9 protein-coding genes and 1 pseudogene are annotated in these 13,851 nt (G+C 53.8%); 4 read left to right on the plus strand and 6 right to left on the minus strand.

The features are described from left to right. Positions 1 to 133: 133 nt before the first annotated feature. The gene (locus ISG32_RS27720; protein ID WP_228530158.1) at positions 134 to 265 is read left to right on the plus strand and encodes a DUF4158 domain-containing protein; all 132 of its coding nucleotides are present in this window, start codon (positions 134 to 136) and stop codon (positions 263 to 265) included. On the opposite strand, the gene ISG32_RS27090 is transcribed toward ISG32_RS27720, so the two are convergent. Then, positions 237 to 1,193 carry an IS1595 family transposase gene (locus ISG32_RS27090; protein ID WP_194774099.1) on the minus strand — a complete coding sequence of 319 codons (957 nt, stop codon included), beginning with the start codon at positions 1,191 to 1,193 and terminating at the stop codon, positions 237 to 239. The genes ISG32_RS27720 and ISG32_RS27090 overlap by 29 nt on opposite strands. 86 nt (positions 1,194 to 1,279) lie before the next feature. Here ISG32_RS27090 and ISG32_RS27095 point away from each other — a divergent pair. Next, positions 1,280 to 4,156: pseudogene (locus tag ISG32_RS27095) on the plus strand (Tn3 family transposase); the annotation flags it as partial. Between the two features lie 287 nt (positions 4,157 to 4,443). Here ISG32_RS27095 and ISG32_RS27100 read toward each other — a convergent pair. Together ISG32_RS27100 and ISG32_RS27105 are read right to left on the minus strand one after the other, a co-directional pair. Next, positions 4,444 to 6,156, minus strand: a complete 1,713-nt coding sequence (locus ISG32_RS27100) for a primase C-terminal domain-containing protein (RefSeq protein ID WP_194774100.1) — start codon at positions 6,154 to 6,156, stop codon at positions 4,444 to 4,446. Between the two features lie 1,001 nt (positions 6,157 to 7,157). Further along, positions 7,158 to 7,769: a thermonuclease family protein gene (locus ISG32_RS27105; RefSeq protein ID WP_194774101.1), complete on the minus strand. Its 612-nt coding sequence runs from the start codon at positions 7,767 to 7,769 to the stop codon at positions 7,158 to 7,160. An 84-nt stretch (positions 7,770 to 7,853) separates the two neighbouring features. On the opposite strand from ISG32_RS27105, the gene ISG32_RS27110 reads away from it, so the two are divergent. After that, positions 7,854 to 9,530 carry a VWA domain-containing protein gene (locus ISG32_RS27110; RefSeq protein WP_194774102.1) on the plus strand — a complete coding sequence of 559 codons (1,677 nt, stop codon included), beginning with the start codon at positions 7,854 to 7,856 and terminating at the stop codon, positions 9,528 to 9,530. Positions 9,531 to 9,610: 80 nt separating this feature from the next. On the opposite strand, the gene ISG32_RS27115 is transcribed toward ISG32_RS27110, so the two are convergent. Together ISG32_RS27115 and ISG32_RS27120 are read right to left on the minus strand one after the other, a co-directional pair. Then, entirely contained in the window at positions 9,611 to 9,907 is a 297-nt protein-coding gene (locus tag ISG32_RS27115; protein ID WP_194774103.1) for an H-NS histone family protein, read from the minus strand. A 138-nt stretch (positions 9,908 to 10,045) separates the two neighbouring features. Continuing rightward, a complete protein-coding gene (locus ISG32_RS27120; RefSeq protein ID WP_194774104.1) occupies positions 10,046 to 10,447 on the minus strand; it encodes a hypothetical protein in 402 nt (133 codons plus the stop codon). 216 nt (positions 10,448 to 10,663) lie between these two features. Here ISG32_RS27120 and ISG32_RS27125 point away from each other — a divergent pair, with 216 nt between their 5' ends. Then, positions 10,664 to 11,026, plus strand: a complete 363-nt coding sequence (locus ISG32_RS27125; protein ID WP_194774105.1) for a hypothetical protein — start codon at positions 10,664 to 10,666, stop codon at positions 11,024 to 11,026. Positions 11,027 to 11,075: 49 nt separating this feature from the next. On the opposite strand, the gene ISG32_RS27130 is transcribed toward ISG32_RS27125, so the two are convergent. Beyond that, on the minus strand, positions 11,076 to 13,724 hold the full coding sequence (locus ISG32_RS27130; protein WP_323746005.1) for a conjugal transfer protein TraG N-terminal domain-containing protein: 2,649 nt from the start codon (positions 13,722 to 13,724) through the stop codon (positions 11,076 to 11,078). Positions 13,725 to 13,851 lie beyond the last annotated feature (127 nt).

Raw genomic sequence — 13,851 nt, forward strand, 5'->3', positions numbered from 1 at the left:
TGATATGATAAGAATTCAAGAATAAAGTTTCAAGAACTGTTTTCGAGAATCGCAATGCCTTGATTTCCCGTGCCGCGCCAGAGGGTTGAGCGGGCTTGTCGCAAACCTACGTTTTCAAGAAGAAGGAGACTGCATGCCCCGCCGTTCAATCCTGTCCGCCGCCGAGCGCGAAAGCCTGCTGGCGATGCCGGACACCAAAGACGACCTGATCCGACATTACACATTCAGCGACCTGATTAGAAACGTGCCTCAGCATGCGACCTGACCGTCTTTTCCTTGATGGGCTTTGCTCTCACGACGTCGACGATGAGACTTGCGACCAGACCACGCAGATCGAAGCGGCGGTTGAACCTGTAGGCGAAGCCAGCAAGGTAGTGCTCGGCGTACTTGCGGTAGTTCAGGGCATGGAAGGCTCCGGCCAACGTGGTCTTGAGATTGCCCAGCACGGTGTTGACCCACTTGAAGCTGGGCAGGTCGCGCGGCTTGAGGGAGCCGACCACCATCGGGAGGTGAAGGCAACCGGCATCGGCCACCGCACTGAAGCAGGCCAAACCATCGCTGTGCACGCTGGTGCCCGGTGCCAGATTGGACTTGGCCCACTTGCTGATCGCTTCAGAGGTGAACCCTCTGACCACATTGAGCTTGATGAACATCGGATGCCCGTGATCATTGACCGAGACAGCCGCGACAAAGGGGACCTTGTTCTCGGAGCCCCGTCCGACTTTGCCGCCTGTGCGCTCGCCTCCGAGGTAAGCGTCATCGAGTTGCACCGTGCCGCTGAGTTGGTGGGTGGCGTCTTGCGTGGCCATGGCCCGGTTGATCTTCTGATGCAACAGCCAGGCCGTGGGGTAACTCACACCAAGCTGACGTTTGAGCGCCAGGGCCGACAGGCCGGTTTTGGCCTGACTGATGAGGTAGATGGCCAAGAACCAGGTCGTCAGGGGCAGTTTGGTGTGTGCCATGAGACTGCCTGCGGTCAGGGAGGTCTGATGCCGACAGCCATTGCACTGGAAGAGCTTACGGGCACCGTGGCCGACCACATAGTGATCACTGCTGGCACAGCGCGGACAGCGAAATCCCTCAGGCCAGCGCGCGGCCTTGATCGCTTCGGCGCACTGCGCCTCGGAGCCAAAGCTACGAAGGAATTCCGGAATCGACATGCCGTGCTGGAACTGAATCTGGTTGAAGGCCATGGTGCTCACCCCACTGTAAGAAGACTCCAGATTAGTGAGTCACAAGCTCATGGGGTGAGCCTCGCTGAGGCACGTTTCTAATCAGGTTCAGCGAAGCCGATCTCTCCATCATTCGGCAGCGGCGCGGGCCAGCCAACCGCCTGGGCTTCGCGGTGCAGCTTTGCTACCTGCGCTTTCCCGGCATCATCCTTGGCGTCGATCAGCCGCCGTTCCCGCCCTTACTGAAACTGGTCGCCAGCCAGCTCAAGGTCGGCATCGAAAGCTGGGACGAGTATGGGCAACGGGAGCAGACCCGGCGCGAGCACCTGGTCGAGCTGCAAACCGTGTTCGGCTTCCAGCCCTTCACGATGAGCCACTACCGGCAGGCTGTGCATACGCTGACCGAGCTGGCCATGCAGACCGACAAGGGCATCGTGCTGGCCGATGCCTTGATCGAACATCTGCGGCGGCAGTCCATCATTCTGCCCGCGCTCAATGCCATCGAGCGCGCCAGCTCCGAGGCGATCACCCGAGCCAACCGGCGTATCTACGAAGCCCTGTCCGAACCGTTGTTGAACGTGCATCGGCATCGCCTCGACGACTTGCTGAAACGCCGCGACAACGGCAAAACGACCTGCCTGGCTTGGCTGCGCCAGTCTCCCGCCAAGCCCAATTCTCGGCATATGCTCGAACACATCGAACGCCTCAAAGCCTGGCAGGCCCTCGACCTGCCTACCGGCATCGAACGGCTGGTGCACCAGAACCGGCTACTCAAGATCGCCCGCGAGGGCGGCCAGATGACGCCCGCCGACTTGGCCAAGTTCGAGCCGCAGCGGCGCTATGCTACCCTGGTGGCGCTGGCCATCGAGGGCATGGCCACCGTCACCGATGAAATCATCGACCTGCATGACCGCATTCTGGGCAAGCTGTTCAATGCCGCCAAGAACAAGCATCAGCAGCATTTCCAGGCGTCGGGCAAAGCCATCAACGCCAAGGTGCGCCTGTATGGGCGGATCGGCCAGGCGCTGATCGACGCCAAGCAATCCGGCCGCGACCCGTTCGCCGCCATCGAGGCTGTCATGTCGTGGGATGCCTTCGCCGAGAGCGTCACCGAGGCACAGAGGCTCGCTCAGCCCGAGGACTTCGATTTCCTGCACCGCATCGGCGAGAGCTACGCGACCTTGCGCCGCTACGCACCGGAATTCCTCGATGTGCTCAAGCTGCGAGCCGCGCCCGCCGCGAACAACGTGCTCGACGCCATCGAGGTACTACGCGGCATGAACACCGACAACGCCCGCAAGGTGCCTGCGGATGCCCCGATCGACTTCATCAAGCCGCGCTGGCAGAAGCTGGTCATGACCGACGCCGGCATCGACCGGCGCTACTACGAACTGTGCGCGCTGTCGGAGCTGAAGAACTCGCTGCGCTCGGGCGACATCTGGGTGCAGGGCTCGCGCCAGTTCAAGGACTTCGAGGACTACTTGGTGCCGCCCGCGAAGTTCGCCAGCCTCAAGCAGTCCAGCGAATTTCCGCTGGCCGTGGCCACGGACTGCGACCAGTACCTGGGGGAGCGCCTGGAACTGTTGGAAGCGCAACTCGCCACGGTCAACCGCATGGCGGCGGCCAACGACCTGCCCGACGCCATCATCACCGAGTCCGGCTTGAAGATCACGCCGCTCAATGCAGCCGTGCCCGACACAGCGCAAGCAATGATCGACCAGACGGCGATGATCCTGCCGCACGTCAAGATCACCGAACTGTTGCTCGAAGTCGATGAGTGGACAGGCTTCACCCGGCACTTCATGCACCTGAAATCGGGCGACCTGGCCAAGGACAAGAACCTGCTGCTGACCACGATCCTGGCCGATGCGATCAACCTGGGCCTGACCAAGATGGCCGAGTCCTGCCCCGGCACGACTTACGCCAAGCTCGCCTGGCTGCAAGCCTGGCACGTCCGCGACGAAACGTACTCGACGGCGCTGGCCGAGCTGGTCAATGCCCAGTTCCGGCATCCCTTCGCCGAGCACTGGGGCGACGGCACCACGTCGTCATCGGACGGCCAGAACTTCCGAACCGGCAACAAGGCCGAGAGCACGGGGCACATCAACCCGAAGTACGGCAGCAGTCCAGGACGGACTTTCTATACCCACATCTCCGACCAGTACGCGCCGTTCCACACCAAGGTGGTCAACGTCGGCGTGCGCGACTCGACCTACGTGCTCGACGGCCTGCTGTACCACGAGTCCGACCTTCGCATCGAGGAACACTACACCGACACGGCAGGCTTCACCGATCACGTTTTCGCGCTGATGCACCTGCTCGGTTTCCGCTTCGCGCCGCGCATCCGCGACCTGGGCGACACCAAGCTCTACATCCCCAAGGGCGATACCGCGTATGACGCGCTCAAGCCGATGATCGGCGGCACGCTCAACATCAAGCACGTCCGCGCCCATTGGGACGAAATCCTGCGGCTGGCCACCTCGATCAAGCAGGGCACGGTGACGGCCTCGCTGATGCTCAGGAAGCTCGGCAGCTACCCGCGCCAAAATGGTCTGGCCGTCGCCCTGCGCGAGCTGGGTCGCATCGAGCGCACGCTGTTCATTCTGGACTGGCTGCAAAGTGTCGAACTGCGGCGCCGCGTGCATGCCGGGCTGAACAAGGGCGAAGCGCGCAATGCACTGGCCCGTGCTGTGTTCTTCAACCGGCTGGGCGAAATCCGCGACCGCGGTTTCGAGCAGCAGCGCTACCGGGCCAGCGGCCTCAACCTGGTGACGGCGGCCGTCGTTTTGTGGAACACGGTCTATCTGGAGCGGGCAGCGCACGCGCTGCGTGGCAACGGCCATGCGGTCGATGATGCGCTGTTGCAGTATCTATCTCCGCTCGGCTGGGAGCACATCAACCTGACCGGCGATTACCTCTGGCGCAGCAGCGCCAAGATCGGCGCGGGCAAGTTCAGGCCGCTCCGACCCCTACAACCGGCTTAGCGTGCTTTATTTTCCGTTTTCTGAGACGACCCCAGATTGCCCACGGCCAGTCTTATCGACCCACTTCGAGCCGGTGATGACAAGCTCGTGAGTCACACTCGAATTCTGAGTCGTCACGTAATAACGTCGTGACTGGTTGTTTTGTGACATGTAAGAGCTATCGACTTTCACAAAATCACCATCGGCATGTAAAAAACTTAATACACGCCCAAGCGCTATATCCCGGAGTGCAGCAATATCAACTGGCATTTTTCTCTCGCGCCTTCAAAATTGAATTCGGTAATTCGTCATTCATTTTTTTTCCCCTGCCGAACTTCCAACCAGCGTTTAAATCGATCGACGGCCTTGTCATACGCCCCTTGATGGTCTGTTGGCGGATCCACCACAGCACGCCCCTCTAACTCCGTACTACTGCTTTTTAAAACTCCCATAAAAACCGGCGCTGACGCGCAAACCCCGGCCTTCGGCCACCATACAGCAGGGGCGCTTATTTCCATCGTTTTACCTGTGGTCGGCAGCTCCTTGGCGGCGACGTGCGTGGCGATGCCCGTGGCGGGCGTCAGAACGGCCACTGGGTGCGTTATTTGTTGGGTCTGTGGGGTCGCTGGGGCCTTGGGCTTTTCGGCGTTTGAAGGCCCGATGTCGGCCCCGGATAAGTAGTTCCGGACCATCCGAGCCGTGACCTGGAGTGCCTTGGCGATCGAGGAAACCGATTCACCGGCCAAGGCCATCGAGTGAGCGAGCGCCTTGCGTTGATCGCTGATCGCTCGGACGTCTGCCCTGCTCTGTTTGTAGCGGCCTTCTTGCACCCGATCTCTAGCTTGTTCACGCTCTCGCTCGCTCTGCAGCTTGCGCTTGGCGCTTTCCGCTGGACTGACGATGGTGCGCAACCGATCCATGAGGCCAGTAACGTTTTTGATCAGTGGCTCAAAGATGAAGTAAAGAGTTTCGGTCTTGTAGCGATAGCGGGCATCTGTTGGCTTGCCCTTGTACTTTTGCTGAACACCGCTCACATGTGCAGCGGATCTGGACAACACAGATGTCACGCACGACTGGACTTGCGCTTGCGTGAAGGAAGGCATCAGGGCGCTGGCTACGTCATGAATCTCTTGGCGGAGTGCTTCGCCTGTCGTGAACCACGACAGTGCATTTGCTAGGTGAAAAAGGATGTTGTTCCGGTGGCCTGCAGGCACTTGCTGACCAAAATTGGCACGGGAGATATCCAGGATGTCCAAAAATCTCTGATGCCAAACGTCGAAAATATTGCTGGAGAACTTGGCGAGCTTCTTCTGCTTTTGCGAGCTCGCTCGCGCCGCCTTGTCTTCAAGCCGTTTGGCCTTCTGTTCTCGCAGAGTCTCGCGGGCGACAGGCAGGATCTGGGAGCAAAGCCAGTCGAAGTCATAGCGCTCCGATTTCAGAACGATTCCGGTTGTTGTCTGGCGTTCTGGAGGCGCTTTGGTGTTGGATGTGCCCACCATGCGCAGCACGCGGCAAGCATCGATCGCGTGTCGATCGCCATCGAGTGTTGAGCACAGGATCTGCTGGACAGCTCTCCAGCGAGGCAAAGCTTTGCCGGTCGTGCGGTGGAAAGACCAATAGAGATGCACGCCCCGCCCTGTGTAGACCAACAAGCTGGGCTCTGGCAGTCGTGCAGTGCGAAGCTTGGAGAGAGCTTCTTCCCCGATATCAACTGGATTTCGCGCGTCTCCCTCACCGTGGGCGTCGATGTCGATGAAAAATGCGTTGAGTGCATCAAGGCGGGAGAGTGTTCGCGCCCCACGAAACTCATTGGGCGTGAAATAGACATCCGTCGCTCCCTTGAGATTTCGGATGACCTGACTCGACACATCAGGCTTCAAGCGAAGCCACTGTGGTTGGTCTGCCCCCCTACCTCTCATCACGAGAAGCGTATTTTGTTGTGTCGGGCAGACTGCTTGAAAATGGTCGAGCGGAGTTTGAAGTTGGCGCTTAATGCCAAATTCGTGATTTACTGACGCCATTCGCTGCTCTCATTTTTAATGACGAGCTACGGTGGTCGCGCAGTAAATGACCGGCGCATGAATAACCGATAAAAAACTTCACAAAGTTTTTTCGCGTGTGCATTGCAGATCCATTGACGTGCGACTACAATGCACAGAACCATCCTGGTGCATTGAGTAGCTCATACTCGATAAAAATTCAGAGTTCTGCCAAGTACCCTGAAGCATCCTCCCCTGAAAGCCCCCAGCCTGCCAGCTTGGGGCTTTCGTCTTTCTGGGGATCCGGCCTGCCAGACCAGCTCCCGCAAAAGACAAAACGGTTGATGTGCCACAGGTTGTCCTAAGACCTTTTTTGCAGCACGTACCGACCTTGGGTCGTTGCGTCGGATTGTATTCTTATTGCTGCAACGTGCAAAGCACAGCGCGCTAATTTGAAACTCAAAAACGCAAATCCCCCTCTTTTGCTCCTAAAATGCGAGCACAATGATTTCTAATTTGTCATTATTTATCAATGACTTACGAGTAATTCAGCCAATTCTTATTGGTTGCTAAGAAATTTACACGGACATTCTCTGACAGCGAATTTGACGTTAGTTGACGTCAAATTTTTGAGCGTCAATCAGCGCTATCTGACGCTGATTGACGTTAAAGAACGTTGGTCCGGGATGGTCTGACGCCAAACTAAGTTCGAATGACGTCAAAGAGCGTTTTCCGACGTCGCGGAAATTGAGGGAAAGGCTCGATCGATCGCTGTACGTAGGGCCGGGTGCTAACAAGCCCGGACAGCGATTGATGAGGGAAAAGGCCATGTGGGTAGGTGCTGGTTTGCTCAAGCAATGGCGCGGGGGGCAGCGCCAAGAGTCGACAAAACAGGGGCCAGGAACTGGGCTGGGTCTGGCAGGACCCATCAGCTCGGACACGCATTAGACAGGTTGCGTGCTCGCTTCGGTATCGCTTGTCATCTGTTGCTCGCTCACACAACGCCGATACGGAGTTTCGGAAATCGCGCCGCGGTGCCCCAATCAATCTCCCTTGCCTGATTTGGCTTTGCGGAAGTCCCAAGGCGCGACTGGCGGGGCCGCAGATCCGAGGTCGCGCCACAGGCCAAGGCGCTGGCTTCTGGCCGATGTTTCTGCCTCCTGATAGCTTCGGCGAACCGCCTCAGTCTGCTGGTGCGCAAATCCAATGGCGTACCAGGCGAAGCCATCCCGAATCTGAAGCTCGTTGACGTCGATCGTGCGGCCACTGGCGCTCAGCGAGCGAGTGATGGTGCAAATAGCCCGTTGACGTGATTCCTCGATGTTGGGTCTGCGCTCTCGATAGAGGCACTGGGCATGCACATCCAGTCCAGCGACGAGGCTGGCCAAGTTCTCACGAGAGCGAGCACCAAAGGCCTGCGATGACTCCGGCGCATCGATGTTGGCAAGTCGAATTCGCGTGGTGAATAGGCGCGGTGGCGCTGCAGCGCCCGCAGCCGGTGACTCTTGACTCAGTACGTCGATTGTGTCGCCGTCGACCACCTTCACCACCCTACCACTCAACGTGAATTGGTCCGCTGGATTCAGCGCCTTTGTCCGCGCCTCAACGCTTGAAGTTAATGCCAAGACTGCAAGAAAAACCAGTTTGATAGTCATTTGTTCGCTCTGCATGGCCGCAACCGATAACTGATGCACATGTCAATTCCAACACGGAATTAATTTTTTAAAAGGGATTAAATCATGAAATCAGTTCTCGGATTATCTGGCAAGCAGAATTTGGGGAATTGCTTTGCTTTGACAGCTTTGGCAAAGGCTATTGGCCGATCCAGAAACGTCAAAGTGGTTTTCAGTCGTTTCGCTTCGACAGCATCGACTGATGGAAAAACCATCACATTGCCTATTTTCCCGTCGTTCGGCTCAGAAGCGCAATTCGTATTGATGAATGCGCTCTTGGATCATGAATGTGGTCATGTTCGTCTCACAGACTTTGAGGTGTGGACGTCCAAAATTGAAGCATTCATGTTGAAATATGGAAAACGTTCTGCAAGAATCTTCAAGGGATTCATGAACAGCATCGAAGACTACTGGATGGAAAACGCGTTCGCCAAGATTTATCCAGGTTGCAGAAAAAACATTCTTTTAGGTGTCCCTCACCTGATTGATGCTCACTTCTACGACTTTGATCCATCTATGGACAGTAATCCTCACAGTGACATCCACGCTTACATCCTGCTTGATCTTTGCGCCAAATGCTACGGCCATCCAACACTTGTTCAGAACGCAAGTTCATACAAGCAAAAGGTGATCGATCGCTTTGGCGAAGAGCTCGAAAGCAAGTTTTGCGACTTGTTATTGAGAGCAGATACCATCAAGAGCACTTCTGAAGCCAGTGACTTGGCTGAAGAGTTGTTTTTGCTGATCCACGACTCTGAGGATTCGAAAGTCCAAGAAATCATCAGCAATGCTTCAGAAAAGCATGAAGGTGATTTGGGCGACAAGATCACAGAGCTGGTACAAACCATGACTCAAATGCAAGGCGATTTGACTGAGCCCATCACGGGTGAGGTTGGAGATCCTGATTTACAACCGCGTGAGGAAGCGGAAGTAGACACATTTGAAGCAATGGAGAACTTGATTCGATACGATGCAGTCAACGATAAGCATCTAGCGGATTCAATGATCAGGGCTCGCGGAATCGTGGCTCCACTGATCGGAAGATCTGTTGAAAGACGGATCTCGGATCTCATCCAGTCTCGACTGGAGTGTGGCAGTTACTACCGTGATTCAGGTCGCAGACTGGCTACATCCAGAATCGCTGGCCTAGCAACCGGGAACTTCAACATTTTCAGAATGGATGAAGAAGCTGATGGAGTCAATACTGTTTTCAGTTTGGTTCTTGACACTTCGACGTCTATGACTGCTCCGTCGATGAGCTGCGAAGGTGTACAAAATACTTCGCCTCTCGCCGCGTTGTTGCCTGTGTATTGGCAAATCGGATCTGCCTTGTCAGCAAACGATGTGCCATTCAACGTGTGGACCTTTGGCCGCAAAGTCGTGCTCTACAAGAGCTTCGATGCTTCATGGCAAAAGACCAAAGAACGCCCTATGCACCTGACCAATTCCACAAGAACTGATACAGCAGTGTATGAGGCGACTCAGAGTCTAATGAATAGACCGGAGGCCAAGCGTGTGCTCATTTTGATCACAGATGGCGATCCTGGCTATTTGAATGCTGCCATGGGAGAGATCTCAATGGCGCAGAAGGCTGGAATCAAAGTTGTTTTTCTCTTTTTGGGAGAAACAAACTCATTGCATTCCACGCTCAAGAAGTTTGACGTGATCGCCCCTCTCTGCACATCAGTTGAGGACATCACGAATGCGTTCAGTGAAGCAGTTGAACTTGCGATCGCTGAATAAACAAAAAAGCCCTCGATACTTCGGTATCAGGGCTTTTTTTCATGGGCGAGCACCTTGCGGCGTGCTCGCGGGCAGTGCCGTCACTTAATTTCGAAAGGGGTGCGGTCGACCGCATCCTTGATCCACAATGGCGCTTTGCCGCGACCTGTCCACGTAGCGCCGGAGGCTGGATCGCGATACTTGGGCGCGATGGACGTTGCCGCTGTCTTAGACCGACGCGATGCATTGCCGGTGATATCAGCAATCGTAATGCCAAGATCGGCCATCAGCGTTTTGATTTGCTGAATGCCGCTGCTCAGCTCTTCCTTGCGCTTTTCTTCAATCAGCTTTTCAAGAGAGGCTTTCTGGGCCAGCAGTTCCTTGTAGGATGCAGTCATTCGATTTCCTTTGAACGAATATGATTAATGTTTGCTATGCAAGCATAGCAGAGTTTTAAACAAATGGCATTCATATTCAGTCCAAAAACAAAAAATCCCAAGATGCCGAAGCATCGAGGGATTTATTGAGGCCGGTGATCAAAGAACACGGCGGCGATTTAGCATTGGCTCATCCATGAAGTGCATAACACGCTGAAGAGCTGCTTCCAAAGCATCGTCCATTGAAGACGGGATAAGTGGATCTACGTTTGTCTGGGTGATCGCGTATGGCGAAATATCAGGGCCAGAAACTTCCAGACGAAGAACATACGTCTTGGCACGCTTATGGTCAACGAGACATTGCGGGTCAAGTTGAACTATGGCTTTCGCTGAGTATGCACCAATCTGAACCGTCTTGTAGAAGACGTGTTTTCGAATGGAGCTCGAATTTCCCTTGTGACTCCAACCTTGAGATCCCAATGTCACCTTGAAGAAGATGAATGAGACGAAGGAATGAATGTGACGTGAGAAGAATGAAGAAACGGAATTAATGAACGACATGGGTACTCCTTGAAAATATGCCTCGGTCAAAAATGACTTTGGCGGACATGTGCCCTATGTCATCGGTTGCGTAGTCCCATGGGTAGTGATTCCGAAATTCAATTTCTTTTCTGACGTGACGCGAATAAATCACTAACAATTTTTGGTTTGACAAAAAAATGGGAGAGATTTATAAGTGAAGGTAGGGCAAGGCTCCGATTGCTCATGGAGAATGAAATGAACAAAATGAAATTCAAGCACGACTTTCACAAGCTGCTCGCCTCCGCGCTGGACGTGGTGTATTACCCTGCCTGGTGGAACCCGCTGTATGGCAGGCCGAAGTACGAGTACGAGCTGAACATTTTTGAGCTCATGTTCTTCGGCGTGCGGCGTCAAGAGATCAAGCCTATGTTCACTGCTACGCACGGGCGTAGCACTCGCAAGACCTGCACAGGCGCAGCAGGAGCTGCTTTCGTGGCCGATGCCGATAGCGCTCCAGTTGGGCACATGCATGAGGACGTGAACGTCTATGAGGCACAACAAACACCGCCCGAGATGGATCTGACCGACATACGCTGCCCGGTCAATGTGATCTATTGATTATTTCCAGACAAATTTAAATGGTGGGCGTCATGCGCCCACCATTTTTTTATTTTGTATTGTCGTTTTTTATGGCGTCAGTGACTACCTTCAACTGCGCAGGCGTGATTTGATTCCCATTAGAATGGGATTTCACAATCGCCGCTACTTGTGGATTATACGCCGCCACACGGCTGACAGTTGCACCCATATCTGTTGGCGCACTGGATCCGGATCCTCCAAAAAATGTGTTTGCGATTAATGTTCCCATACCTTTATCCATCTGCTGATATGCCATCGAGCCAATTATATTGGCGGAAGACTCCATTCGTGACATACCACCAAGCTTTGAAACCTGTCCAGCACCATCGGAAAGTTGCCCTGCAACGCCAGATTTCATCGTTCCAACTTTTTCAGACATGCCATCTGACGAGGGCATTTGGGATGCTACAACACCCGCATTAGCTGAATAGTTTTCTGCGACTGCCGCATTATTTGCAGCGTTAGCAGCAGAAACTTGACCTGCTCCCCTCGCTTTCTCACCGGACACAGAATTTGGCCCAGAGCCTACACCATTCGACGATTTGAAATCGCCACCCATAGTTTGATTCAAGGCCTGCTGAGCATATGTTTTACTGTTTGCAGCCATATCAGCAATAGTCGCCTTGGCATCCCCTCCATTTGCTGCAAGCCGAGATTCCCAAATGTCACGCGCTTGATTCACAGATAAAGTAGCTTGATTACCTTTTGAATCAGCTACCTGAGAAGAGGCCGTTGTTCCCGATGTTGCAGAAACATTTCCTGATCGCGTGGCTTGCATGTTGCTGGTGTAATTCGCACCAAGATTAGACTGACCTTGCGATCCCTGATTTTCCGTTTCTGATACCGCATTGTCACGTCTTGCAGATTTGCTATCCGATACAGCTCGTGAAGAAGACTCGGTTTGACCTCCAGCGGTTCTTGTAGTGCCGGAGTCAATTTGCTGCTGAGATGTGCTCACATCCAGACCAATACCGCCCTTACCGTCCATGCTCTTACGAGTACCTGCAGTCTTTGTATTGCGGTCAACTTGAGCAGGAGTACTAGCACCAGGAGATCCGCCAGCAGCTCCACCCGGCGAACCCGATGCCCCGCCCGAATTTCCTGGTGTCTGCCAGACTTGTGAGCTTGAAGATTCTGAACCAGAGTAATTCTGAGCAGATCCACCGACGCCGATATTCGAACCTACTCTCATAGATTCAGCATTTGAAACATTCGTCGAACCTTCGCCGGATCTTGAAGCGTCTGACGACCTTGAATAGTTATTGGCACTATTCCAATTATTACCTCCGCCCCATGTATTCGTTACGCCTGTTCCGGTGCCATAGGAGCTTGATGCCCCCACTCCTTGAGAGAAGGATGAGCTATTTGAAGCAACAAATCCAGCAGATTGGGCTTGCGAAGTCGCAGCATTCTCACCAGATGCTTGTGTCGCCGTTCTACCCATAGATGTAGTAGTACCAAACGATACACCACCCATATCGAACCCACTGAGGGAAGCGCCAACCAAGCGTCCGCCTTCAAATTTCATACTTCCTTCATTTGTCGAGATAGTAGACGCTGCCGAACTCATTTCTGCGTATGCAAGATCGTGCTTATTCCCCATAGAGTTATTAGCAGTATAATTGCCGCCCGAGTAATTATCTTCTTGAGTATTTCCTGTTGACCTATTATTACCTGTATTATTACCCCAAGTATTATTATTCATTGCCATATTCGACCACTGCGTGTTTCCAGCTTGCGAATTGCCAAGACCAGCAGCGGCACCCTGCGATGAGGCCGCGCCAACAGCAGGGCTCATAAGGCTGGAAGCAACGCTTGACATTGCCACCTCCCCGCCCTTGATAACAGCGTAGGCTATCATTGGAATGGAAATAGTCAGCATGCCTGCAATGGCTTGCTCAGAGATTGCACCTGTTTGGATTGGCATCACATTGAGCAAATTGAACCCTGCTACACCCTGCCCTTGTGTTTTAGGCAGGAGCGTAGTTTGCAATTGGAAGTTCATCAGGTAATTGATGACAGCATACAAAGGAGCCCAGAGCTGCACCCACATCATGCCCATCACGTAGGCTTTTAGAACCGCCCCACCTTTGGTTCCGGCAAGCATTGCCAAAACCAAAATGATAGGAAAAAGTGAAATGATGGTCAGATCGATGACGTTACGTAGTTTCGGCAACGCACCTTCAGCGATCTTTGCCATGGAGGCATAGGAAACGCGGGAAGCCTGATTTGCACTTGCAGTAGCAAGATTGACAGCAAAATCATTTGAGTTAGATCGCCCATTCATAATATGACCATCCCTGATCATATTGAGCATTACTGTCTGTTTAAGCGTTGTTACAGCACTCTGACTTGAAGAAAGCAAAGACGAATTGAAATCGTTAACCGCATTGTTGAAGTCACCACCGGCATTGAAGCTTTCTGGAAAAATTTGCTTCGCTATATAGGTTGTCTCATTTGTAGCAAATGTTGTCATGCGTGTATTAAGTGTTGTCCCCGCACTCGGGCACCCCATAGGTGCGTATCCTGGCATAACCACCACTCGGCCAGGATTGAGTGTGACAATTGAACCACTTGCGATATCACCCCAAATATCAGTTGATTTGACTAATGCATCAGACGCAGCGGGATAGTCAGCGAACTCAGGGACCAAACAAACATCCGTAAATTCTTTGATGGGGTCTCCTCGTTTTCAGTGCAATAAGTGACGGTACGCAAAGCTAGCACTGGCGCGGGGGTGGTCTGGGTAGACCGTTGATTTCATTGACTTTCCTGTTCGCTTTGTAAACGGGTATGGTGGCCTC

The sequence above is a fragment of the Diaphorobacter caeni genome, assembly GCF_015354245.1.
Classification (GTDB): Bacteria; Pseudomonadota; Gammaproteobacteria; order Burkholderiales; family Burkholderiaceae_C; genus Diaphorobacter_A; species Diaphorobacter_A caeni.